We start from the raw sequence: 24980 nt of genomic DNA on the forward strand, positions 1-24980 counted from the left end.
TACGGAGCTGAAAAACATGAGCCTGATCCAAGAAAAATTTACCTCCCTGTTCTCCAACTTCGAAGTCACCACTACGCCACGTCCCGATGGCGGGATCCTGCTGACTCTGCGCAGCAGCGACGGCAAAGTGTTCAAGCGTGCGCTGACGTATCAGCAACTGCATGCCGGCGACCAATTGTCGTGGGCGATCAGTGCAATTCGTCGTGATCTGGCTGAACAGGCCAGCGAACTGCCACAAATCGCAATGCTGCAGAGCCAGCAGCGTTTTGCCCTGCCGACGTATCACTCGCTGTAATTGATTCGACCCTGTAAAACAAAGCAGGCCGTGAAGGATGCGCTTCACGGCCTGTTTTTTTATGGATGACGTTTATCGTCTTCGGCTCAGTCCTCAAGACGCGGGAAGCGGCCGGCGATGTCTTCGCCAGTGAAGGTGGCGACCCAGCCTTCGGGGTTGTTGAACAGACGGATCGCCACGAAGTGCGGATGTTCACCCATGTCGAACCAGTGTTTAGTGCCGGCCGGCACCGAGATCAGGTCGTTTTTTTCGCAGAGTACGGCGTAGACGTAATCGTCGATGTGCAGGGTAAACAGTCCACGACCGGCGACGAAAAAACGGACTTCGTCTTCGCCATGGCAGTGTTCTTCAAGGCACTTGGCGCGCAGTTCGGCTTTCTGCGGGTGATCGCTATTGAGGCTGATCACATCGACCGTGATGTAACCGCGCTCGGTCATCAGTTTGTCGATCTGCTCTTGGTACGCGCTGATGACTTCTTCCTGGCTTGCACCGGGCTGGATCTTCGTGGCGGCTTGCCAGCGGTCGAAACGCACGCCCTGCTCGGCCAGAGTCGCGGCGATGTCTTCAAGATGGGTCAGCACCTTGTTCGGGATGTCGGGGCTTGAGACGTGATAAACGGACAGGCTGCTCATTGGGACAATTCCTCGGTATCGGCCTTGCCGTCCGGTTTTTTTTCAGACCGGTCGGGCACAGCAATTCATCAGGTAAATGGGCGACTTCTGGCGAAGTCAGCCTTGGTGGTTCATGACGCTGCGGGTCTTCAACTCGCATTCAAACAAAATTCAGATACCACTGAGACCAGCCTCGACCATAAAGAAAACACCCGGCGTCGACGATTGGCCGGGCGAGTTGTTCACGCGCAAGGCTCACAGGCTGTCCTCTTGCATGCGTGTGGCAATGATAACGGCAGCCGCGAGCGCCGCGAGACTGGCAATACTAAAGGTCAATGCCGGGCCGAGGGTATTCCAGCTGTAACCGGCATACAGTGCGCCGAGCGCGCCTCCGGTGCCGGCCAGCGCGGCGTACAACGCTTGGCCCTGTCCTTGCTGGCGCGCGCCGAAGCTACGTTGCACGAACGCGATGGCAGCGGCGTGAAAACTGCCGAAGGTCGCCGCGTGCAGCACCTGCGCCAACAACAGCACCCAGAGAAACTCGGCGAACGAACCCAGCAGCACCCAGCGCAGCGCCGCCAGCAGAAAACTTGCCATCAAGACTCGGCGCAGGGAGAAGCGTGAAAGAATCCGGCTCATGGCCATGAACATCAGCACTTCAGCGACCACACCGACGGCCCAGAGCATGCCGATCACGCCGCGACTGTAGCCGAGTCGTTCAAGGTGCAACGTCAAAAACGTGTAATACGGGCCGTGACTCATCTGCATCAGTGCCACACTGGCGTAAAACGCCAGCACGCCAGGACGGCGCAGTTGCTTGAGAAAACCTTCCCCGGTCGGCCGGTTGCCCTGCGCCGGTTGCGCGTTCGGTACCCACAAACTGCTGAGCACGATCCCCGCCATGATCAGCACCAGCGCTGCCGGGTAGATGTCCAGACTAAGCCACTCGAACAGGCGCCCCAACACAACCACGGTGATGATGAAGCCGATTGAGCCCCACAGGCGAATCTGGCTGTAACGGGAGGTCTGCCCCTGCAAATGCGCCAGCGTGATGACTTCGAACTGCGGCAACACCGCGTGCCAGAAGAACGCATGCAACGCCATGACCATCGCCAGCCAGGCGTAGGTTTTGCTGACGAATATCAACGAGAAGGTCAGCAGCGTACACACCGCGCCGAAGCGCACGATGGCCAGGCGTCTGCCGGTGTAATCGCCAAGCCAGCCCCAGATGTTAGGCGCCACGCAGCGCATCAACATCGGGATGGCGACCAGTTCGCCAATGCGCGCGGCGCTGAATCCGAGGTGATCGAAGTACAGCGCCAGAAACGGCGCCGTCGAGCCGAGCAAGGCGAAATAGAACAGATAGAAACTGGACAGCCGCCAGTAAGGGAGCGCCGCCACGGTCAGGCCGCGACGGCTTTGTGGTCTGCCATTAAAGCTGACCCAGCACCGGGGTGCTCACGCGCACATCGGCGTTCTGCCCACGGTGACGCAGCAGGTGGTCCATCAGCACGATGGCCATCATCGCTTCGGCAATCGGTGTGGCGCGGATGCCCACGCAGGGGTCGTGTCGACCTTTGGTGATCACGTCGACCGCGTTGCCTTCGACGTCAATCGAACGGCCCGGGGTGGTGATGCTCGACGTTGGTTTGAGCGCCAGATGGGCAACGATCGGCTGACCGGACGAGATGCCGCCGAGAATGCCACCGGCGTTATTGCTGAGGAAACCTTGCGCAGTCATTTCATCGCGATGCTCGGTGCCACGCTGGGCAACGCAGGCGAAACCGGCGCCGATTTCCACGCCCTTCACCGCGTTGATGCTCATCAGCGCGTGCGCCAGTTCGGCGTCGAGACGGTCGAAAATCGGCTCGCCCAGACCCGGCATGACGCCTTCGGCGACCACGGTGATCTTCGCCCCGACCGAATCCTGATCACGGCGTAATTGATCCATATAGGCTTCCAGCTCCGGGACTTTGTCCGGATCCGGGCAGAAGAACGCGTTTTCTTCAACCGAATCCCAGGTCTTGAACGGGATTTCGATCGGGCCGAGCTGGCTCATATAGCCGCGAATGACAATGCCCTGGGTGGCCAGAAACTTCTTGGCAATTGCACCTGCCGCCACGCGCATGGCGGTTTCGCGGGCCGAGCTACGGCCGCCGCCACGATAATCGCGCTCGCCGTATTTGTGGTGGTAGGTGTAGTCGGCGTGGGCCGGGCGGAACAGGTCCTTGATTGCCGAGTAGTCCTTGGACTTCTGGTCAGTGTTGCGGATCAGCAGACCGATGGAGCAGCCGGTCGTGCGGCCTTCGAACACGCCGGAGAGGATTTCGACTTCATCGGCTTCCTGGCGCTGGGTGGTATGTCGACTGGTGCCGGGCTTGCGGCGGTCGAGGTCGCGCTGCAAGTCTTCGAGGGAAATTTCCAGGCCCGGCGGGCAGCCGTCGACAATGGCGACCAACGCCGGACCATGGCTTTCGCCAGCGGTGGTGACAGTGAACAACTTGCCGTAGGTATTGCCGGACATGCAGGACGCTCCGTGAAATCAAACCCAAATTCGTAATGCGCGCCAGTATACGCAGGCTAACCGACTAGTTCATCCTCGAACCTTAGCGGTGTTGGTGAGTCCAACCGGCACCTTGGCGAATGATGGCGTGATGATGCTGCGAGTTTTGATTTTGAGTCTTACCCTGTTTACGGGCTTTGCCCAAGCGACGGTCCTACAACGCCCGGTAACTTTGGATACGGGGAGCGGCGAGCTTTTCGGTTCGCTGTTGCTGCCAAAATCCGACAACCCTGTACCGGTTGTCCTGATCATTTCCGGCTCGGGGCCTACGGATCGTGACGGAAACAACCCCGACGGCGGGCGCAATGACAGCCTTAAACGGCTGGCCTGGGTGCTGGCGAAACACCACATTGCCAGTGTGCGCTACGACAAGCGCGGCGTGGCCGCCAGCCTTGCGGCCACGCCGGACGAGCGCAACCTGTCGGTGGAGGCCTACGCGGCAGACGCCGTGGCGTGGGGGCAGAAGCTCAAGGCCGACCCGCGTTTTGGCAAGCTCATCCTGCTTGGCCACAGTGAAGGCGCACTGATTGCCAGCCTTGCCGCGCCGAAGCTGGATGCCGCGGCGGTGATTTCCCTGTCTGGCAGCGCGCGGCCGGTCGATCAGGTGATCCGCCAGCAACTGGCGCGCAGCCTGCCACCACCGCTGATGTTGCGCAGCAACGAGTTGCTCGACAACCTCAAGGCCGGCCGCACCGACGACAATGTACCGGGGCCGTTGCAGGTGATTTTCCGGCCAAGCGTGCAGCCGTATCTGATCTCGCTATTCCGACAGGATCCGGCCGCAGCGTTCGCGCAACTGAAGATGCCGGCACTGATCGTTCAGGGCAGCAACGACATTCAGGTCGGTGTCCATGATGCAAAGTTGCTCAAAGCCGCCAAACCGGACGCCGAACTGGCGGTGATCGAAGGCATGAACCACGTCATGCGCATCGTGCCTAACGACGTGAAGCGGCAATTGGCCTCCTACAAAGACCCGAATTTGCCTCTGGCAGCGGAACTCGGCTCGAAAATCATCGAATTTATTGACGGACTTCGCACCCGATAAGCGCTGTTTGCCCTCCAGTCTTGCAAGAAACGGCCGATAAGCCTTTGTCGCCAGCGTACTGGCTGGCGGCAAGCAGGGCTTGGACAGGATCTCGCCGTTATGACTGATACCCAGACTTCACCCGACACCACCGCTGAAAAAGACGCACCGCCAGCGGTCGAGCTGCCGTGGGCGGATGTCCACGTCGAGCACCACAAGATGCTCCGCCTGGCCCCGTTGAAGACCGACCGCCACACCGGTGGCCGGCCATTGCGTTTTGTCGAATTCGGCTATGCCGAGCGCAATAGCAAAGAACACAGCCTGATGCGCATGGCGATCAAGCTGCCGAGCCAGCGTGTTCGCAAAGAGCAAAATCATCTCGACGTGTGGGTCAATCACACCACCAAACGTGTGAGTTTCGGCCCGGACAGCGGCTTGCAGATTGAACCGTTAAACCGTGGCATCGGCCGCTTCATGGCCGCGAATGGCATTACCTGGGCGAAAAAACACTGGCCCGCCTACACCGTCGACGGCATGGACTTGAACAACAAGGACGCGCTGAACGAAGACACTCGACTGCGCCGCGATCATTTTCTGCGGGTGCACGGATTTGATGTGGTCTACGCCGACGCCCAGCATTTGAAGGGCAGCATCAAGGATGCTCAGGTCGGTGATCTGATTGGCGACTGGAACAGCGAAAAGCTGCAGATCGTCGAGATTCTTGAAGCCGCGCAAATGCTTCAGCAGGCCGAACAGAATCTGGCCGAGCAGGAAGTGAAGCTCCAGAAGCAGGAAGAAAAGGTCAGCAAGTTCAAGCGCGAAGACGCCGGGTTGCGCTTCACTATTACCTGTCTGGTGGCGTTTGCGGTGTTTCAGGCGGGGTTGTTGATCTGGATTGCTACGCACCGCTGATAACTTCAAACTGCGGCGCTGCCATTGGCGAACAGGCTCGCTCTCACAGGAACATGCATTCCAAAGGTGGGAGCTAGCCTGCTCGCGAAGCGTTCAGGGGTCAGACGCGAGAAGCGAATAGCGCTTGATGATCGCGGCACTGCTGCGCCGTCAACATGAACACGCCATGCCCACCGCGCTCGAACTCGAGCCAGGCGAAGTCGACTTCCGGGTACAACGCTTCGACGTGAACCTGGCTGTTACCCACTTCGACAATCAGCAACCCCTTCTCGGTCAGGTGATCCGCCGCTTCGGCGAGCATCCGCCGAACCAGGTTCAGACCATCATCACCGCACGCCAGGGCCAGCTCCGGCTCGTGCTGGTATTCGTCCGGCATGTCGGCGAAATCTTGCGCATCGACGTAAGGCGGATTCGACACGATCAGGTCGAAACGCTGACCCGGCAGCCCCTCGAAACCATCGCCCTGCACAGTGTAGACACGCTCATCGACGCCATGGCGCTCGATGTTCTGATTGGCCACTTCCAGCGCTTCGAACGACAGATCCGCCAGCACCACTTCGGCGTTCTGGAACTCATAGGCGCAGGCAATGCCGATGCAACCGGAACCGGTGCACAGATCAAGAATTCGCGCAGGGTCATTGCCAATCCACGGCGCAAAATGGTTTTCGATCAGCTCACCAATCGGCGAACGCGGGATCAATACACGTTCGTCGACGATAAACGACATGCCGCAGAACCACGCCTCACCCAACAGGTAAGCGGTCGGGATACGCTCTTCGATGCGACGCTTGAGCAGGCGTTGCAGATTGACCAGTTCGTCATCTTCCAGTGCGCAATCGAGATAGCTGTCGGCGATTTCCCACGGCAGATGCAATGCCCCCAGCACCAGTTGCCGGGCTTCGTCCCAGGCATTGTCGGTGCCATGGCCGAAAAACAGATCCTCCCCATGGAAGCGGCTGACGGCCCAACGGATGTGGTCGCGCAGGGTACGAAGTCGGGAAGTGATCACGGGGCAGAACTCCAGAAAAAACGACTGGCGATTCTAACAGCCAAAACGCGCCACGACGACGCAGGAAAAATCCCGCCACAGCGGTAGGGGTTTTCTGTTTTTTGCATCAGCTATTGAACAGAACGTGTAACTTGACAAGGCTGCAAGCCAGCAACGACGGTGCCTACGATGGTAGCGATTCACAGAACCGCTCAGCCAGAGGACAATGTCGCAAAAGCCCCACCCCAAGGAGCCCCAGAATGTCCGTTCCAAAAACGATGTTTCAACTCAGCGGTCGCGGTTACGCAGCGGCCACACTGAGCCATGCCACCGTGGTCATCATCGATGCCCAGAAAGAATATCTCAGTGGCCCACTGGCCCTGAGCGGCATGGATGCGGCCGTCGCGAACATCAAACAAGTGATCGCTGCGGCCCGTGCAGCCGGTCGGCCGATCGTGCATGTGCGTCATCTCGGCACCGTCGGTGGCCTGTTCGACCCACAGGGCGAACGCGGCGAATTCATCCCCGGCCTCGAACCGCAGTGCGATGAAACCATCATCGGCAAACTGCTGCCGAGCGCCTTCCATGGCACCGAACTGCTCGACCGCTTGCAAAACCTTGGCTCGCTGGACCTGATCGTCTGCGGTTTCATGAGCCACTCCAGCGTCAGCACCACCGTGCGTGCGGCGAAAAACCTGGGTTTTCGCTGCACCCTCGTTGAAGATGCTTGCGCCACCCGTGACCTGCCGTTCAAAGGCCGGGTACTCAGCGCCGAAGTGGTACAAGAAGCGGAAATGGCGATCATGGCCGACAACTTTGCCACCCTCGCCAAAACACAAGATCTCATCTGATCGCGCCCTGATGAGCGGCCCACACCGCCGCTCATCCACAAAAGCCTCTCATTTGACGCAAATGCCATAGCCTCAGGAACAACCCGGTCAACTCCCGGTCGAAGGGCCGATACCCATTGAGGAAGGTCGGAATGAAGTTATCCGATGGATTTGACGCACGCCGCTTGCGGCCCAAAGGCCAAAGCAACTGGCGTTTTCGATTCGGCGCGGCGATTGCAGCCATTCTGGCGACATTCGGCGTGCTGCTGGCAATGGCCGGGGCCGCCAGCCTGCTGGGGCGCCCGCCAGCGCTCGGCGACTTGAACGCCACGCCAATGGGCTCCGCGATCATTCTGGCAGTCGGTTTGCTGTTTCTGTATTTCGGTGTCGCCCTGTGGCGTCGCTGCCGCCGTCGTGCACGGCAATCGCGGGAATTGAACATGTCCCCGCACCTGATGAAAAAACACGACTGACTCGATGGCCTGGCTTTTTGCCGGGCCGTTTTGTTTCGACTTGGGTAAACTGGCCGCCCTTCGCGGAGGCTGACATGCAAGACGACGATTTTTCCCTGTTCAAAAGTGCGATCCAAGGCGTCAAGCCGATCAAGCACGACCGCGCCGACACCGGCAAACCCAAAGCTGACCGCGCGCAGATCGCCAAATTGCGCCAGTCCGCTACCGTGCGCACCGACACCACCACCGTTGATGGCCTGTCCGATCAGTTCGTGATTGACGTCGGCCCGGAAGACGAGTTGATGTGGGCCCGCGACGGGGTACAGGAAAGTCAGATGCGCAAGCTCAAGGTCGGGCAGATTCCGTTCGAGGGCAGCCTCGACCTGCACGGCATGAACGTGGAAAAGGCCCGGGAAACCCTCTGGGCGTTTCTTGCCGAAGCGACCAAATTCGAAATCCGCTGCGTTCGCGTCACCCACGGCAAGGCCGTGCGCCTGGACGGCAAGCGGCCGATGATCAAAAGCCACGTCAACACCTGGCTGCGCCAGCACGCACAAGTGCTTGGTTTCTGCTCGTGCCAGGCCAGACACGGCGGGGCCGGCGCGGTTTATGTGATGCTTAAACGCACCATGATGGAAGGTCGCGACGAATAAAACCGTTACACCGGCTCATCGAAAGGGACATCGCTCCAGCCAGATCAGTAAACCATCTGATCATTCGCTCCCTCGCTGACGCCAATCAAACACCCTGTTTCGCTTGGCATTTTTTAAGTCGTCACCTAGCCAGGCAAGGATAAGAACAACGCCTGGCATGACCGCCCTGAAAACGCCTTGAGCTACCCTTCATTCGATCGACATCACTGGAAATGACGACGATCAGGCTCCAAGTGAGCACTTGATCATTCTGGAGCAACGTTAGTGATCAGCAATGCCGGCCTTATTCTTGTTTCAATCCTGGTCGCCTGTGTTTTCTTCCACCCTCGCGTACTCAGAATGCGACTGTGGCGTGCCACGGTCACTCCTCTGGCCTCGATTATTGGATCTGGGTTTCTGGTCGTAGGTCCAATTCTGGCAAACACGTTTGGTAGCGCGGCCTGGCTCGCCATGGCGGCGCTTTGCTCTTTGGGTTACCTCTACGGGGCGGTGATGCGCCATAACATTCGTTATGTGCAACCCGGTTTGAAGTCGTTGCCTCCAACGTCTGTTTTCATTGAGCGAGCTTCTGATTTCGCATTGTCACTCGCCTATTTCGTATCTGTCGCTTACTACCTGAATCTGTTCGCTGCCTTCGGCATGCGAATCGTGGAGGTAGAAAGCCGACTGGCGGTGCAAATTGTCGCTTCAATCGCGATTGCCACTATTGGCGTGATTGGACTATCTGGCGGGCTCAGGGCGCTTGAGCGTATCGAGGTCTACGCCGTCGGCCTCAAGCTCTGCGTCATTCTCGGAATTTTCGCTGCGCTGATTTTGTTCGCAACCACCGGCCATACAATCTCTTCGCCTGTTGAGCCACAGGAAGGACTCGGAAAACTCCAGGTTCTATTGGGACTGATCGTACTGGTCCAAGGCTTTGAAACATCCCGTTATTTGGGCGCCGAATACGACACACAAACCCGGCTGCGGACAATGCGCTATGCCCAGTGGGTATCAACATTTATCTACGTCGGGTTCGTTTTTCTCCTGACGCATTTATTTCACGGCAGCCCCTCCGCCGAAGGCGGGGAAACGGCGATTATCGACATGCTTGCCCCTGTCGGTGCCGCCGTCACCCCACTATTGATCGCGGCCGCCCTTGCGTCCCAATCATCGGCAGCCGTTGCCGATATGAATGGCGCTAGCGGACTGCTGGCTGAAGCGACGCACAAGCGCCTGTCTGTGAATGTGGGCAGCCTCGTGACTGCGCTTGTGGCAATCGGCATCACTTGGAGTGCTGGTATTTACGAAATCATCACGTATGCATCAAAGGCGTTTGTGATTTTCTACGCGTTGCAATCGCTACAGGCGCTGCTGTCGTCACTGGACCGTAAAGAACCTGGCAAAGCGGCGCTATTTGCCGTGGGGTTGCTGATCGCCATCGGTATAGTCCTGTTTGGAAAACCGGTCGCAAGCTAGGAAAACCGTTTGACGGCGATTCGTCGAACTACCGGCCCCGTTGTGCGATTTGATGCCGATCGGTTCCGTCACTTTGAATTTGCCTGACAGTCCCGGGGGCTCGGCAAAGGCTTCAGGTTCACACCGGCCGATTTGAGGATTCGCGCCCGCCGGCAATACAACTGCCGACACACTTACGCTACCATGTGCCTCATGGCGGGTATGAACCCTGCGTTTATTGCCACTCAGCTCGGTCATAGCGTTCAGTAGTTGCTATCGACCTGCGCCCGATGGATCAACTCCAGCACCGACTGGGGTTAACTCGGACAGCTCGAAATCAGCTTGATTGGTACAAAATTGGTACAGACAGAAACAGTACCCCTCTGAAACCCTTATGGAATCAGCCTCTGTGACACTGGAACAGAACTACACCGCGATTCTCGGCCAACTGGGCGAGGACGTCTCCCGCGAGGGCCTGCTCGACACGCCAAAGCGTGCCGCCAAAGCCATGCAGTACCTCTGCCGCGGTTATGAACAGACGCTCGAAGAGGTCACCAACGGTGCCCTGTTCAGCTCCGATAACAGCGAAATGGTGCTGGTCAAGGACATCGAGTTGTACTCGTTGTGCGAACACCACCTGCTGCCGTTCATCGGCAAGGCGCATGTTGCTTATATCCCGAGCGGCAAAGTGCTGGGCTTGTCGAAGGTCGCACGGATCGTCGACATGTACGCCCGCCGCCTGCAGATTCAGGAAAACCTCAGCCGCCAGATCGCCGATGCGGTGCAGCAAGTCACCGGCGCGCTGGGCGTTGCCGTGGTGATCGAGGCCAAGCACATGTGCATGATGATGCGCGGTGTCGAGAAGCAGAATTCGTCAATGATCACTTCGGTGATGCTCGGCGAGTTCCGTGAAAACGCAGCCACCCGCAGCGAATTCCTCAGCTTGATCAAGTAATTGGCAACAGTAAAAAACCGGCGTTGATCGCCGGTTTTTTTTCGCCCGTGAAAAATCGGGTAAGCTGCGCGCCTTCTTCAATATCTCTGTGAGGCTTGTAACGTGTTCGTTAAAGCACTTCGTGTTGGCCTCGGCCAACTGATCATTTTCATCGATTTCATCACCCGCCCTGGCAAGAAAAACCGCCCCGCCGCCGCTCAGGCACAGGTGGAAGCGGCTGCGAAGGACCTGACGTTGTATCAGTTCCACGCCTGCCCGTTTTGCGTGAAGACCCGTCGCACTTTGCGTCGCCTCAATGTGCCGGTGGCGCTCAAGGATGCGAAAAACAACGAGCAGGATCGCCAGACACTGCTGGAACAGGGTGGCCGAATCAAGGTGCCGTGCCTGCGGATTGAAGAGAATGGCCAGACGACCTGGATGTATGAGTCCAAGGTGATCATTGATTATCTGGATAAGCGGTTTGCTGCGGCCTGAAGTTTTTGTGCCGTTCTGACTGACGCCTTCGCGAGCAAGCCCGCACATCGTTCAATGTATTTCCCCTTTGGGGTCGGGGTTGCTCGCGAAAAAGACCGCCCAGTCAGCACAAAAATCCAGACAAAAATGTTCAGGCCGCCCTGTCTCGTTGCGCCTGACGCACCACCGCCGCCAATCGCTTGAGCCCTTCATCCAGCCGTGCCGCGTCAATGTGGCTGAAGTTAAGACGCAAATGTCCGAGATTTTTATCGGGATCGGGAAAGAACGGCTCCCCTGGCATGAACGCCACATCATTGGCCAACGCCTCGTTAAGCAACGTGCGCGTGTCCAGCGGCTGTTTCAGCGTCAACCAGAAAAACAGCCCACCCTGCGGCGTGTTCCAGTCCGCCAGATCCGAAAAGTGCGTTTCCAGCGCTGACTGAAAGGCATCGCGCCGTTCTCGGTAAAAACCGCGCAACTCACTCAAGTGCTGCTGGTATTGCTCAGTGCCGATCCATTGCAGTGCTTGCCACTGACCGATGCGATTGGTGTGCAGATCCGCCGATTGCTTGAGCTTGAGCAGAGGCGCAAACAGATCCGGGCTGGCGATCAGGTAGCCGACACGCAAACCGGGTAGCAAGGTTTTCGAGACCGTGCCGGTGTAAATCCAACTGGAATTGCGCAGCCGTGCGGCAATCGGCTTGGCGCTGGCGCCGTCGAACGTCAGTTCGCGGTAGGGTTCGTCTTCGATCAATGTCACACCGAATTCATCGAGCAATGCGGCGACGGCTGCACGCTTGGCCTCGCTGTAGCGCACGGCGGATGGGTTCTGGAACGTCGGGATCAAGTAGATGAACGCCGGACGGTGTTGCTCCAGACGACTGCGCAATTGCGCCAGGTTCGGGCCATCGGACTCCTGCGGCACGGTCAGGCATTCGGCGCCAAACAATTGGAATATCTGCAAAGCGGCCAGATAAGTCGGTGCTTCCAGAAGAATCTCGGTGCCCTTGTCGATGTACAGCTTGGCCGCCAAATCAAGAGTCTGCTGGGAGCCACTGACCACCAGCACCTGACTCGCCTCACACGCCAAGCCTAGCGCCCTCGCCTCTGCGGCCAGGGCTTCGCGCAGCGCCGGCTCACCCTCGCTCATACCGTATTGGCCGAGGGACAGCGGCATGTCACCCCATTCGACTTTCGGCAACATGGCCTCGGCAGGCAGGCCGCCGGCGAATGACATCACTTCCGGACGCTGAGCGGCGGCGAGGATTTCACGGATCAAAGAACTTTTAAGGCGCGAGACACGTTCGGAAAAAGCCATGGAAGTCACCGGTAGCGAGGCATGTGAAAAATGAGTCAAACTTATTGACTGAAATTACGATAACCCGAGCGAGTACGTCAACATGATTGACCTTAAAAACCCAACCAGTCAGCAACAGGCCATGGAAGCGTTCTTCTTCGGTTATCAGGCCTTCACCGCCAAGGCTGATGAAATGCTTGAGCGCCGCGGGTTGTCTCGGGTGCATCAACGGATTGTGTTTTTCATCGCTCGTTATCCAAATTTGAGCGTCAAGGAGTTGCTGGCCTTGCTTGGGGTGAGCAAGCAGGCGCTGAACATGCCGCTGCGCCAGTTGCAGGAAATGCATCTGGTCGACAGCGTGGCATCGCAGGCTGACAAGCGTAAGCGCCTGCTGGAATTGACGGCCGAAGGGAGGAAGTTCGAACAGTCGTTGCGCCGTGAGCAGGTGAAGTTGCTGGAGCGGGTGTTCGCCGAGGCTGGGGAGACAGCGGTGAATGGGTGGTTGGCGGTGAATCTGGCCTTGGGTGAGAGTCAGGCACATCTCCATTGAATCGTCTGGCTTGCTCGCGAAGGGCACGCAGTGGCGATATATCGCTATCGTCGGACCGTTCGTAAACAAAATCAAAAACAATATTTGCTTTATTTGTACACAAAAGCATAATCCACAGCGTGCGAGTTCCTGACCTTATGGTCAACAAATTCGCGTATGCCTCAAAGGGCCGCTGCCACCCCTCATGGGGCCGGCCCTGGAAATAACAATAAAACTCTTGAGGAGTACTCGCTGTGGAAAGCCGCAAATCCGAAGCATCGACGCTGGATCTCTCGCCGCCGTTACGCAATGGCCTGCTGGAGCGCCTGTTTAAACTCAGCTTGCATGGCACCACGGTGAAGACCGAGTTGATTGCCGGTCTGACAACCTTCATCACGATGGCTTACATCATCTTCGTCAACCCGAACATCATGGCCGATGCCGGGATTGACCATGGTGCGGCATTCGTCGCCACCTGTATCGCCGCTGCGCTGGGCTGCCTGTTGATGGGCCTTTACGCCAACTGGCCGGTGGGTCTGGCGCCGGGCATGGGCCTGAACGCTTTCTTCACCTACACCGTGGTCGGCACCATGGGCTACAACTGGGAAACGGCGCTGGGCGCAGTGTTCGTCTCAGGCGTGCTGTTCATGATCCTGACCTTCTCGCGGATTCGCGAATGGCTGCTCAACAGTATTCCTGTGAGCCTGCGCTTTGCGATGGGCGCAGGGGTCGGTCTTTTCCTTGGCCTGATCGGCCTGAAAACCGCAGGCATCGTCGTCGACAGCCCGGCCACGCTGATCAAACTCGGTTCCCTGCGTGAACCGGGCCCGCTGCTCGCCGCCATCTGCTTCCTGATGATCGCCATCCTCAGCTACCACAAAGTTTTTGGCGCGATCCTCATCAGCATCATCACCGTGACGCTGGCCGGTTGGGGCCTGGGCATCGTGCATTACGAGGGCATCATGTCGACGCCGCCGAGCCTGGCGCCGACCTTTATGGCGATGAACGTTGCCGGCGTGTTTAACGTCAGCATGATCAGTGTGGTGCTGGCCTTCCTCTTTGTGCACATGTTCGACACCGCCGGTACCCTGATGGGCGTTGCCCAGCGTGCCAATCTGGTCGGCGCTGACGGACGCATCGAAAACCTCTCCCGCGCCATGAAAGCCGACAGTGCTTCCAGCGTTTTCGGTGCCGTGGTCGGTGTACCGCCTGTCACCAGCTATGTAGAAAGTGCTGCCGGCGTGGCCGCTGGCGGTCGGACTGGTCTTACCGCCGTCACCGTAGGTGTGCTATTTATAGCGGCAATGTTTTTCGCACCACTGGCTGGCATGATTCCCGCTTACGCCACCGCCGGTGCACTGATCTACGTTGCGATGCTGATGATGGGCGGCATGGCCCACATCGAATGGGACGAAGCCACTGACGCGATTCCTGCCATCGTCACCGCGATCATGATGCCGCTGACCTTCTCGGTCGCCGACGGGATTGCGCTGGGCTTCATCACTTATGTGGCGCTGAAGGCCGGTACCGGCAAGTGCAAGGAAATTTCCGTCAGCCTGTGGGTGCTCTGCGCGATCTTCATCGCCAAGTTCATCTTCTTGTAAGCGTTAAGCGGTTCTGGCTTCAAAACAGCCTCACCCTGGCGGGTGGGGCTTTTGCACATTCTTGAGTACAACAAAAAAGGAGGAAAGTGATGAGTCTGGAAACCTGGCTGCTGTTCAGCGGCGCTGCACTGGTGGTGATCCTGATTCCGGGGCCACTGTCGTTGCTGATGATCAGCAACAGCCTGAATTACGGTTTGCGGCGCTCTTACCCGGCGTTTCTCGGCGGCGTGATTGCTTCGATCTGTTTGCTCAGCGCATCCGCGCTTGGCCTGGGGGCCCTGCTACTGGCTTCGGAACAGTTGTTCAGCGCGCTGAAAATCATCGGCGCATTTTACCTGTTCTATCTTGCCTGGCAGAGCTGGCAGCAGTCGCGCCAGCCTTCGACAGGCGCCGAAGTGCCACAAGCGACGGCTGTCCCACGTTTTCGTGCACTGTTCGGGCGCGCGTTCGTGCTGGGCGCGAGCAATCCGAAAGACATTCTGTTCTTCGCCGCGTTTCTGCCACAGTTCCTCAGCGCCGAACAGCCTTTCCTGCCGCAGTTACTGGTGATGATTGCAACCTGGACCTTGCTGGACCTGCTGTGCAAACTGGCCTACGGACTGGGCGCCCATGGTGCTGCGCGCTATCTGCGCAGCGGCAAGGGACAAAGTTGGTTCAACCGGATCAGCGCCGGTTTGTTCGGTAGTGCAGGAGCCGTATCGTTACTCAGCAGCCACTGAGATATTTAAAGGGCATTTCAATTTGCCGCGTCGGGCGAAATACAACGCAACAACCCATGGATGTACAACTCTAAAAAACAAAACCTAATATAACCGCGCTATTCGACAAATAATTGGGCAGAACAAGGATGTTCAAATGGCCACTTTTACACCGGATTCGTTCCAGCAAACTGACTCCGTAGTAATCACCGATATAGGCTTCCATGCCAATGAGCGCACAGCTTCGACCATCGATTTTGATGGCGAAATCGCCACCGCGAACAAACGCCAAACACAACAGCTGAAAATCGTCGACGATCTGTTCGGTCCACTTCATATCGGCTCTATTTCAATTACACGAGTTTCCCTGGACGTTTTGGGCGCAACGACGGGCGGACAACACCTGAATGGTCAGAACACTTTCTTTCGAACGCCCAAGCGCTCCTTCATCAACTCGTTACAGTTCAGCTCGCCCGATATAGAAACCCGAATGAAATCAACTACGGTCACGGAGGGCTACCTGTTGTCGTCGCTGCTGTTCGAAATTGCCAGCCGACGTCCATTAGACGCCCCGCCGATGCTTGGAAACAATCCCACGAGCGATGTTGATCAGGGTACATACCACAGCACACTTGCGAAACTTCTAGGCTCCGCGCAAAAACTCGATTTGCGTCATGCCTACCTGTCCAAGAGCAGCCCTCGCTGGGTGTCAATGATCAAGAGCGACTGCCTGCTCGGCTCAAGTGTCGGGATTCAAGCCTTTGGAATATTCATGGGTTTGCGCGGGGTGGTCGATGCGGTCAGAAACAGTGACACCGCGCAAGCCGTAATCAATAGCGCGGGCATCACCTCTGAAGTGGGCTCCATAACTGTAGACATGGCCGTGACTAAAATGGCCACGCAAATGATCAAGGTTGGCCAATTTGCCTACAAGGACTTCGCCAAAACCCGATTCGCCGTGAGATTGGGTCGTTCCGGTGGGTTGATCGGGGGAGCGCTGACGCTGCCTTTCGATTTACATGCCGCGGTCACATCCTTGACCGCTGCAGACAATGCAACCGGGAAAGAAGCGCTGGATCATTACATCAGTGCCGGTTTGAGCCTAACGAGTGCCGCCATGACCCTGATACTCGGCAGCGCAGCGATGGCAGGCTTTTCTTTTGCAGGTCCGGTCGGACTCGCGGCGGGAGCGATTCTGGCCATTGGCGCTCAGGCTTACGCTGCCGTAAGACTGGTGGACGATATTGACGATTACATCGAACTCACCACCAATGAGCGCTGGCGCACAGGCTGGTTCTCGTTCTGTTTCATGGATCCTGACGCCGATGTGCAGGATCGCTACAGCATTGCCAAAACCAGGGTCGAGCACTCCAGGAAAATGAAGGACGCGGCAAAGAAACTGCTGGATGGCGAGCTGAAGGACACCACCGAAGCCATCGTTCATGGTGCTTTTGAGGTCAACCTCAAGCCGACTCGGATATGGGCACGTAACTGGTGGACTAAACAAGACCGGTGGCAAACCGTCAATCTTCCACAAATAACAGGAGTCGATGACACCATTGACGCCCGCGAAGGTGTTAGCGGTGCCACTCCGGGCGCGCAACTGGGCTCCGCGGCAGAGCACAAAGCGGTCCTGTGGTTCATCAGTGACGGTAAAGACTCAATCCGAGGGGTTGAAAAAAAACCAAACGCCTTTTTTTACAAGACCGGAAGAAAAGAGCTGACAGGGGGGGACAAAGACGATCGATTCGTCTTCGAAGGCGCTGCCGATCGACTCAAGAATGTTTCCAGGGATGACCATTATTCGACATTGAAGGGCGGAGCAGGCAACGACACTTTGTCCCTTGGCGGCCTTTATAACCTTAGTGCTGCGGAGCAACCCGGGTATGACATCGACCTGGTGGCGGGGAGGCTCCAGGTAATCACCCCTGATCCATCGGCCGAAGGCGGAAAAAAACGTACGCTCCACAGCGTTCTGGAAAGTATCGAGAATGTTGAAACCGTCGCGCATGCCACAAGCACCGTCACCGGTACAGCACAACGCAACATCATCAAGTCCCGTGGCATCGACACCATCAGAGCTGGTGCAGGAAACGACCAGATTCATTTGATTCACAAAGGTGCAACGGCATCGGGTGAATCCGGAGCAGACGAGTATTTCATTGCCCATGAAGCGGGCTGCATTTGCATCATCGAAGACGGTAAGCAAGAAAGCGTCATTGTCTTGAATTGGCGAATGGATCTGATTGAAAGCTGGATCATCGAGAAGAGCGCGCTGGTCATCACTTCGAAATTCGATTTCCACGACAGGCCCAGAAGCAAGGTCATCATCCGTGACATCTACAAACGGCTCGGTGACGATTATCAATTAAAGAACAACAAACTCACCTTCATTACCGAGGACGGCTTTTATCTGGTACCTGAGCTTCCTGAATCAATCAAAAGCGAAAGACCCATCGACGTCGAGGTGGTCATCACCCGCAAAGGACGACCGCAAAGTCCGGTCATTCTTTACACATCCGATTGCATAATCCGGCACAACAACGATGCCAGCTATTACATTCCAAGAACTCAACAACACACCCGGTTTTACGCAGTAAAGCGTACCAACGCTGTCACCAGAATTTTTCTGGACTTCGCGAGTGATGAACTGACTAAATCAGAAGCACACTTCCTGGCGAGAATATCGGCAAAAAAACATGATCTGTTAATGGGTTGCGATCTGGTCTATTACTTTGGGAAAAAGACATTAACAATCAAGTTGTTCGCGCAGGCAAGGGGTGGAAACGATCCAATGAATAGCGTGAAAACGCTAAGAACCATGGCGCTCTACCCCGATCATCAATATGTTTTTGCATTCAGTGACGGCGTCGCTTTCAATGCTCATCTCACACTGAAAACTGACGTGCCTCCCGTGGCTGCAAACTATAAGGTGTACGCATTCACGAAGTGGAAAACCCGGATCCCTCTTCCAGAGCAATACCGCGCAGGTCTGTACCTGTTTGAACTTCCCGTGAACGAAGCCTATCAACTGAGCGCCAGATCCGCCTGCGCCACGCTGACGTCTTATCCTGAACAAACCGCGATCGAAAGTCTGCTAGGTGACGGGGCGACATATCTGATCCATCTCGCGGCAGACCTAATAATCAGAATCGCTACGCCAGGCGCACTGGCAAAGGCCAACAACAGATTGCGCTTTTCGTCCACGTGGGAGTTCGATGCCAGCGCACTGGGCAATGTCGAAATAAAACTGGAGAAAAATCAACTGCAGATTGGAACGTGTACGGTCTATCTACCAGACTACGACAGTGAAGATCTTGTCGATCAAGTGCGTGTCGTCACTGCGAAAGGCATTGTCAAAACTGTCGACCTCTCCTTCGACACAATTTATTTCGATGGCCTCGATGCCAGATTTTTCGAAGCCCCCGACGACTGGGCCACAGCGTTGCCCGAAGAATTCATCGCCATTGCCGACAAGGACATCAGGGTCAGACATATCAGTGTGATCGACAATCGAGCCGGAATACTCAGCTATAGCTTTGCCAGACGCCGTTGGCTGCTGGACAGCGAAGTTGTTGATTACGCGAAACTGCAGGTCTTGAATCGCTGCACCCATCAGACACCGGGTCTATCAACGCCAGGTTTCGCCATAAATTAGCCTGCCCCATCAACACACAAAAATCGATTTAAAACCGACAACTTATTGCGCACTCAGCGGTTGAAGCGCTCAGGCATTACCGCGCGTTGATCGGCTGCGCCTGAACGCCACGAAAAGGCAGTTTCTCCCGCTTTCAAAAAATCCAATGGATGGAATAAACCTATATGATCAAGCCAACAAAAAAAGCGCCTGTTACTACAACTGGATCCGGTACTACGAGTACAACAAGTACAACAAGTACAACAAGTACAACAAGTACAACGACCCGATCTGTGGACTATCTCTCAGATAACCGCGGTACAACACACCTTCCGGACGTATACCTGCCTGGCATCGATTCAACGTCCGCACAGCACTTTCCGAATATCTCTCAAGACGCCACCTCTCGTGTAGCCAACGTCACAGTGAGCAGGATGCCCGGTGCCGAACTTGATAGCTACATCACCGCTCGCAGCCAGATTGCCTGGCCTCAAAGCCGATTCAACGAGTTGGTGCCGCTTGCAGACAACACAGGATTGTTCACTGGGCCGGATCTGCGAACCTACGCCCAGATCGGAACAGAGGGCCAGTTCGTTGTAGAACAGAATCGGCAAGGACAATATTACGTTCCACTCTCCTTTGCACCGGGCGTTCCAGGCCCGATTCTGACGAAAAATCAAGGCCAGGCCAGTTGGCGCATCGAACAACCGGGCTGGCAACTTACTCGGACTTCGGGCGCTGAAGCCGTAAAACCGCAAACACCGTCCTACCTTTCACCAGAAAACGCAGCAAAGCTGAGCAAAGCTGAACTCTCAGCGAACGGAATCCGCTACAACAAGCTCAAACAGACCTATGTCGATACGGCAGAAGGAACCGTCATGGTGCGTCAAAACGCCGATGGCGAATATCAGCAAGCCTTTGCCACGACAAGTGACTCACCCGCCATTTTTTTTGAACACATTCCCGGGACAAAACTCTGGCGCCGAAAAGCGCAGAGCACGACAACAGACGAAAGCTTCGCACCAGACCCTCTACGCGCCGTCGCCGAATTTGACGAACCCTCGCCCGGCCCGAGCAAGCGACCGCGACTCAATGAGCCCGAGGACTCTACACCGCCGGCGAACGACAACAGTGCCTCATCGGTCCAGACACCCTACTTCTGGTTACCATGGGGCGATCTGAACCCACCATCATCCGCAGATTCCATCCAGCTCGGCTGGCTCCATTATCCCATCGTGCCCATCGGCTCTGCCCCCAACAGCCTGCCCAAAGTGTACTTTCTACAGCACCCCGAATTTGTTCCGACACATTTCGATGCTTTTGAGCAGATGCTGCAAACAAATCCCGAACGCCAACCGGTGGCAACGTTTCGTATCGGTACCGAGCCGGGGGAAATCCGTCCCGGTAAACGTTTTTTTGAAAAGCCCCTGTCGCAATCCGTAGCCGATACATTTCCGGACTTCTCTGATTTCACTTCGCGGGCCGTCGCCAGGAAACTGTTTGAACTCTCCGATAACTCGCCCACCATCACAGGCACCGGACTGATCAACATTCAGGCTGTCTTGCACCAGTGGAACCAAAAACCGTTTCCCACCGCACCCGCTTACGCAGATCCGATGAACATGCTGCCCGTGGTGACATCCGTTGATATCGGAAACAAAAGGATCCTTCCGCTGCGCCCCCAGGGTGATGGAGATTTACAACGGCTGACCTTCGATCCAACACACTTTCCGGTCGAATGGCGTCACTACCTGACCTATCCAAGCGACCTCAATCTCAGACGCCTCGTCGGCGCATTGCTGGTTCGCAGCGGCTACGACATCTTTCCCCTGACATATGAACACCGCAGTCCTACGTTGGTATTCAGACGCACAAATCATCAAGAGGTCTTTTATCTCAAACTGGGAACGGTCGGAGATCCAGGTCTATCGCATACCCCGGGCAACGAACTCGCTGATCCGAATTTGCCACAAAGAATCGGCAGTGCCGCCTTGCTCGCTCTTCAGACCGCCGAGGCCCAAAACAAAGTGGTCTGGCTGGTAGGCGGGGTGGCGAAGGTTGCGTCGAATCCGGTAGCGGTGGTCATTATTAGAGAGCGCTGACTGTCGTTCTCCCCTCGCCCGCCAACGGCGAGGGGAGCGTCATATCGGCCCTCTACAAACCGGTAATGCCTTGCATCATTGTTTTTGGATCAAGACATATATACCGCACGCGCTGACGCCATTTTACTGAACATCGCTCCCTTGAAGACTCGCCGCAGGCAACCTCGCAGTTGCGCTTCTATTGCCCGGCGCGTCCTTTCGGATAAATGAATCCACAATTCATCGGAGCAACGCAATGTTAAAGCCATCCAAGAAAACGCCAGGCTCGCCTTCACCGCAGACGTCTACGACAACACCAAGAAGCCCGTCGCCGCTTACAGGTACCCACAGCGACCCCACCTTATCCGTCTCAGGCGCTGTAGGTGGGGATCCGATATCGACTGCCCACTCATCCATCGCCTCGCCAGGGACATCCATCCCGCGCGCCAGTGTCATCATCAATCGCCTGCCAGATCCACAGCCCTCGCGGCACACTGCAACCGTGGCGCGAATCCAGGACACACCACCCCCCCATCAGGTTCCGGTTGTCGATACATCGCTTGGCGACAGGCCAAAGCATCCGGTATTCATCGATGACAAATCGGCCGCCCAACTGAAAAGAAATCCAGCCACATCGGAAGGCATCCGCTACGACAAGTTCAAAAAGGCGTATGTCGAAATGGAAGGAGGAATCGTCATGGTGCGCAAAGACAAGGGCGGTTACCGCCAGACCCACGCAGGGGAATCGAGCCCGTCCGGTGAATGGGTTGAACAAATTCCCGATACAACCCTCTGGCGCCAAATTGAACCTGTCAACACCCCCTCGAAACGCCCTCTCCCTGAGATTGATCAAGCCCTTGCCGACACGCCCGAAGTAACGGCGGGCCCAAGTAAACGCTTCCGTGTGTCGGATGAAACCCATGTCGCGACCGATGCCGGTGCACTGGTGCAGAATCTTTTTCATCAACAAACGAGCGCACTGGACTTGTCCTTGGGCCAATGGAAAAACTGGGGAAAATCCATAGGACCGGAGACAGGCGAGTCTGTCGAAATAGACGGTCAGCACTATGTGATCGTAAGCCAAGGTTTACGCCCAGAGACCGGACTGGTCTATTTGCAACATCCAGCATTCGTACCTGATCACTTCGACGCATTCGAAAACATGTTGCGCGATGAGCCTTCGCGCCAACCAAAATGGGCGCTGAAACGGGATGGCCAATGGAAAGTTCTGGATAACCATCCGCCGTTTACCAAACCCTTGACGCAATACGTCTGCGACGCTTTCAACTATCTGTCGGAACATTCGGCCAGCGCTGTCGCCCGAGCCGTATTTACGCGAGCCAGCCGACCTGAAGGGATCAACGCCCATGGAATCTCGGTGATGGCCCTGACACTCCGTCACTGGACAGACCGGGTCACTAACGAGAAAGTCTTGCACAGTCTTTCCGATCCGTTGGTGATGTTGCCAAAGCTGCAAACACAGCCCTCCCCTCTCGTGCCGGGCGGATTGCTAACTCTGCCTGCCCAGGCTCCGATCTTCTGCAGCGCTTGGACTTTGATCCACAGCGCTTTCCCCAGGAATGGGGCACCTACACGGCCGCACCGACCAGCGCCGGTTTGCATAACTTGTTCAGCTTCGTCCTGCAACAGAGCGGCTATAGCATCAACCCTTCCACGCGGCAGCACAGCGAAGACGCTTTGATATTTCACCGGCAAGGTGTTGCCGCGGTGTTCGTATTAAAACTTCCAGGCTTCACCGGCGATACTGTTCCTCGTAGCACGACTGCTGGTTCAGAACTCACTAATCCAGTGTTTCGAAACAAACTAAAGTCGCCGGAGAAAGAAAAACTGGACAGTTATCTTGCACAAAACGAAATCGTCTATTTAATCGGCGGCGTACAAGAATCAACCCCTTACACACCAACGCTCTTTGTCGTGAGGGAGGGATGAAACTCGCTATTTAGCGCGAATGCTTTACTGCAATCGGCCAAACGTCTTGATTATTTTTTAGTGGCCGCTTTATGGCGCTAGCCCTCAGCGCCGCATCGAACAATACGCACCTTATATTTAAATAGAGAGAATATATTAATGGCCAAACCACCGAAGCCTGTGCACGGTATAGCTGCGCCCCATACACCTCCAACGCCCAGAAGTCCTTCGCCGGGCACTCTGGAAAGTAATCGGCTGAACTTCGATAGCGCGTTCTGGAGAGTGCCGGGGGACAATCAAACGCCCACAATTCCCTCTCATGGTTATACCGGGAGCTCTTCGCCGCCGCCTTCTGTAAGGGTCAGCGAAATGCCTGATACCCGCCCGAAAACCGTTAGTACCGTTCTACGCTCGATTACGTGGCCTGCCGATCGGTTGCACATGTTGAATCCTCTCGGATCTGACAGCGGTCTTTTCACCAGTCCGGATGGCAAGCTCTATGCTCACGTCGAAAATGAGGGGCATATCCTTGTCCAGCGCCAGGGCGACGGCCGATATCAAGTGCCTTTCGACTTCATGCCGACGCTGCCTGGCCCTTTCCTGAACAAATCCGAGCGCCAGCCGACCTGGACCTTCGAACGCCCGGACTGGCTGACCAACGATTCCGAGGCGGACAGACCACATACCACCGCTGATGCCTCCCGGCCGCCAGAAGCACCGGTATTCCTGAACCCTTGGGACGCGGCCCAACTCTCTCCCGCAGAGAACACGCCGGACGGAATCAGACATGACAAACATCGCAAAACCTACGTTGACACGGTAGACGGAACGGTCATGGTGCGTAAAAACGCCGCCGATGAGTATCAGCAAGCATTCGCGACGACAACCTACTCGCCGGATATCTATTTTGAACAGATCCCCGGAACGAAAATCTGGCGTCGCAAAGCCCCTGAAACCGATCCCGTACCAGAGCGTTCGCAGCAAGACAGGCGTCGCCTTCCAACCGACACTGAAGAACCGATACCGGGCCCAAGTAAGCCACCGCATCTGGATGATGCCCCTCACCAGACACAAACGTTGACCGAGCGCCTGCTGTCAGCCAACCCGCAAGCCATTAATCTGTCTTATGGGCTGTGGCGCAACTGGGGAAAAAGAATTCAACCGCAACTGGGCCAACACATCGAGATAGACGAGCTTTATTATCGCATTGTCCAGCAGACGCTCAATTCCGACTCGCGGCTCGCCTATTTGCAACATCCTTTGTTTTCGCCCGCGTTGTATGACGCCTTCGAATACATGCTCCGCGACAATCCGTCTTTGCAACCAAAGTGGGCGATCAAAAGAAATGATCGGTGGATTGTCCTGGACCGGCGTTTCCCTTTTGAAATGCCCATCACTCAATATATTTCCCGGACGTTCAGATACTTGTCGGATCAGTCTGTAAGTTTTCTTGCCCGGGCCATATTCAATCAGGCAAATCGATCCGAAATCATCACCGCTCATGGGTTGGCCGTCTTGAACCAGACATTTAGCTACTGGACGGACAGGAGCTTCCTGCAACCCCCGCGACGCGAACTCGCTGACCCCTTGTTGATGTTGCGCGACCTCTTCAGCGAACAAGGCAGAGGCCACGGTACATCATTGGCAATTCCTTCGGTATTGGGAGAGGGCCTGCAGCGTCTGGATCTCGATCCAGGACGATTCCCCCACCACTGGAACGCGTATGCAAAGGCGCCTGCAATATCCAGCTTGCGATTGCTGTTCAGCCATGTGCTGGAGGATGACGGTTATGTCATCAGTTCCACATTTGAGCCGCACAGCGAGGATGTTTTGCTGTTTCACCGGGAAACAATAGACGCGGTATTCGTATTGAACCTTCCCGACATTATCGGTGGGAGGCTAAAGGAGACTGTCAGAAATTTTGTGTTCGGGCATAACATGTTGAAAAGGAGCATGTATGCCGACCAAAAAGAAACCGGCCTCGGAGGTCAAACCCCAGTTTCCTTCGGTCCCGAAAGAGCTGATTGATCAG

At 56.3% G+C, this 24980-nt stretch carries 22 protein-coding genes and 2 pseudogenes; 18 read left to right on the forward strand and 6 right to left on the reverse strand.

The features are described 5' to 3' along the window. Positions 1 to 16 precede the first annotated feature (16 nt). Complete coding sequence (locus AACY11_RS21915; RefSeq protein WP_339433871.1) at positions 17 to 295, forward strand: DUF3509 domain-containing protein; 279 nt, start codon at positions 17 to 19, stop codon at positions 293 to 295. Positions 296 to 381: 86 nt separating this feature from the next. Here the strand turns inward: AACY11_RS21915 and AACY11_RS21920 are convergent, their stop codons facing one another. The 4 genes and pseudogenes from AACY11_RS21920 to aroC all read right to left on the reverse strand — a co-directional run bounded on the left by AACY11_RS21920 (position 382) and on the right by aroC (position 3430). After that, on the reverse strand, positions 382 to 927 hold the full coding sequence (locus AACY11_RS21920) for a 1,2-dihydroxy-3-keto-5-methylthiopentene dioxygenase (RefSeq protein ID WP_339433870.1): 546 nt from the start codon (positions 925 to 927) through the stop codon (positions 382 to 384). A 163-nt stretch (positions 928 to 1090) separates the two neighbouring features. Beyond that, a pseudogene (locus tag AACY11_RS21925) lies at positions 1091 to 1165 on the reverse strand (methylthioribulose 1-phosphate dehydratase); the annotation flags it as partial. Next, positions 1162 to 2307 (reverse strand): MFS transporter, encoded by a 1146-nt coding sequence (locus AACY11_RS21930; protein WP_339495715.1) that lies wholly within the window; start codon positions 2305 to 2307, stop codon positions 1162 to 1164. The gene AACY11_RS21930 and the pseudogene AACY11_RS21925, both read right to left, overlap by 4 nt. A gap of 31 nt (positions 2308 to 2338) precedes the next feature. Then, a complete protein-coding gene (gene aroC / locus AACY11_RS21935; protein WP_339433868.1) occupies positions 2339 to 3430 on the reverse strand; it encodes a chorismate synthase in 1092 nt (363 codons plus the stop codon). A 130-nt stretch (positions 3431 to 3560) separates the two neighbouring features. On the opposite strand from aroC, the gene AACY11_RS21940 reads away from it, so the two are divergent. Further along, positions 3561 to 4514 (forward strand): alpha/beta hydrolase, encoded by a 954-nt coding sequence (locus AACY11_RS21940; protein ID WP_339433867.1) that lies wholly within the window; start codon positions 3561 to 3563, stop codon positions 4512 to 4514. A gap of 99 nt (positions 4515 to 4613) precedes the next feature. Then, complete coding sequence (locus AACY11_RS21945; protein ID WP_339495716.1) at positions 4614 to 5405, forward strand: hypothetical protein; 792 nt, start codon at positions 4614 to 4616, stop codon at positions 5403 to 5405. A gap of 100 nt (positions 5406 to 5505) precedes the next feature. Here AACY11_RS21945 and prmB read toward each other — a convergent pair whose 3' ends face one another. Continuing rightward, positions 5506 to 6414, reverse strand: a complete 909-nt coding sequence (gene prmB / locus AACY11_RS21950) for a 50S ribosomal protein L3 N(5)-glutamine methyltransferase (RefSeq protein ID WP_339433865.1) — start codon at positions 6412 to 6414, stop codon at positions 5506 to 5508. Between the two features lie 239 nt (positions 6415 to 6653). Here prmB and AACY11_RS21955 point away from each other — a divergent pair, with 239 nt between their 5' ends. From AACY11_RS21955 to AACY11_RS21985, 7 genes and pseudogenes are all read left to right on the forward strand, one after another. Beyond that, on the forward strand, positions 6654 to 7244 hold the full coding sequence (locus AACY11_RS21955; RefSeq protein ID WP_339495717.1) for a cysteine hydrolase family protein: 591 nt from the start codon (positions 6654 to 6656) through the stop codon (positions 7242 to 7244). A gap of 131 nt (positions 7245 to 7375) precedes the next feature. Further along, positions 7376 to 7696: a hypothetical protein gene (locus tag AACY11_RS21960; protein ID WP_007914024.1), complete on the forward strand. Its 321-nt coding sequence runs from the start codon at positions 7376 to 7378 to the stop codon at positions 7694 to 7696. Positions 7697 to 7770: 74 nt separating this feature from the next. Beyond that, a complete protein-coding gene (locus AACY11_RS21965) occupies positions 7771 to 8328 on the forward strand; it encodes a Smr/MutS family protein (protein ID WP_221733919.1) in 558 nt (185 codons plus the stop codon). Positions 8329 to 8592: 264 nt separating this feature from the next. Further along, a complete protein-coding gene (locus AACY11_RS21970) occupies positions 8593 to 9786 on the forward strand; it encodes a hypothetical protein (protein ID WP_339495718.1) in 1194 nt (397 codons plus the stop codon). Positions 9787 to 9918: 132 nt separating this feature from the next. Next, positions 9919 to 10086: pseudogene (locus tag AACY11_RS21975) on the forward strand (site-specific integrase); the annotation flags it as partial. Between the two features lie 88 nt (positions 10087 to 10174). Next, positions 10175 to 10720: a GTP cyclohydrolase I FolE gene (gene folE, locus AACY11_RS21980; RefSeq protein WP_010456659.1), complete on the forward strand. Its 546-nt coding sequence runs from the start codon at positions 10175 to 10177 to the stop codon at positions 10718 to 10720. A 102-nt stretch (positions 10721 to 10822) separates the two neighbouring features. Further along, a complete protein-coding gene (locus AACY11_RS21985) occupies positions 10823 to 11194 on the forward strand; it encodes a glutathione S-transferase N-terminal domain-containing protein (protein ID WP_339433862.1) in 372 nt (123 codons plus the stop codon). A 130-nt stretch (positions 11195 to 11324) separates the two neighbouring features. On the opposite strand, the gene AACY11_RS21990 is transcribed toward AACY11_RS21985, so the two are convergent. Further along, entirely contained in the window at positions 11325 to 12491 is a 1167-nt protein-coding gene (locus AACY11_RS21990; protein WP_339466494.1) for an aminotransferase-like domain-containing protein, read from the reverse strand. Between the two features lie 82 nt (positions 12492 to 12573). Here AACY11_RS21990 and AACY11_RS21995 point away from each other — a divergent pair, with 82 nt between their 5' ends. The 8 genes from AACY11_RS21995 to AACY11_RS22030 all read left to right on the forward strand — a co-directional run bounded on the left by AACY11_RS21995 (position 12574) and on the right by AACY11_RS22030 (position 24976). After that, positions 12574 to 13020, forward strand: a complete 447-nt coding sequence (locus AACY11_RS21995) for a MarR family winged helix-turn-helix transcriptional regulator (RefSeq protein WP_339433860.1) — start codon at positions 12574 to 12576, stop codon at positions 13018 to 13020. 233 nt (positions 13021 to 13253) lie between these two features. After that, positions 13254 to 14603: an NCS2 family permease gene (locus AACY11_RS22000; protein ID WP_339495719.1), complete on the forward strand. Its 1350-nt coding sequence runs from the start codon at positions 13254 to 13256 to the stop codon at positions 14601 to 14603. A gap of 89 nt (positions 14604 to 14692) precedes the next feature. After that, the gene (locus AACY11_RS22005; protein ID WP_339433858.1) at positions 14693 to 15322 is read left to right on the forward strand and encodes a LysE family translocator; all 630 of its coding nucleotides are present in this window, start codon (positions 14693 to 14695) and stop codon (positions 15320 to 15322) included. A 136-nt stretch (positions 15323 to 15458) separates the two neighbouring features. Then, entirely contained in the window at positions 15459 to 18959 is a 3501-nt protein-coding gene (locus tag AACY11_RS22010; protein WP_339433857.1) for a calcium-binding protein, read from the forward strand. A 413-nt stretch (positions 18960 to 19372) separates the two neighbouring features. Next, positions 19373 to 21040 carry a hypothetical protein gene (locus tag AACY11_RS22015; protein WP_339433856.1) on the forward strand — a complete coding sequence of 556 codons (1668 nt, stop codon included), beginning with the start codon at positions 19373 to 19375 and terminating at the stop codon, positions 21038 to 21040. 235 nt (positions 21041 to 21275) lie between these two features. Further along, positions 21276 to 22721, forward strand: coding sequence for a hypothetical protein (locus AACY11_RS22020; protein WP_339495720.1), 1446 nt, complete (start codon positions 21276 to 21278; stop codon positions 22719 to 22721). A 26-nt stretch (positions 22722 to 22747) separates the two neighbouring features. Beyond that, positions 22748 to 22969 carry a hypothetical protein gene (locus AACY11_RS22025; RefSeq protein WP_339495721.1) on the forward strand — a complete coding sequence of 74 codons (222 nt, stop codon included), beginning with the start codon at positions 22748 to 22750 and terminating at the stop codon, positions 22967 to 22969. Between the two features lie 348 nt (positions 22970 to 23317). Beyond that, positions 23318 to 24976: a hypothetical protein gene (locus AACY11_RS22030; RefSeq protein WP_339495722.1), complete on the forward strand. Its 1659-nt coding sequence runs from the start codon at positions 23318 to 23320 to the stop codon at positions 24974 to 24976. Positions 24977 to 24980: the final 4 nt, after the last annotated feature.

The organism is Pseudomonas sp. RA_105y_Pfl2_P56, from assembly GCF_963970845.1.
GTDB classification, from domain to species: domain Bacteria; phylum Pseudomonadota; class Gammaproteobacteria; order Pseudomonadales; family Pseudomonadaceae; genus Aquipseudomonas; species Aquipseudomonas baetica_A.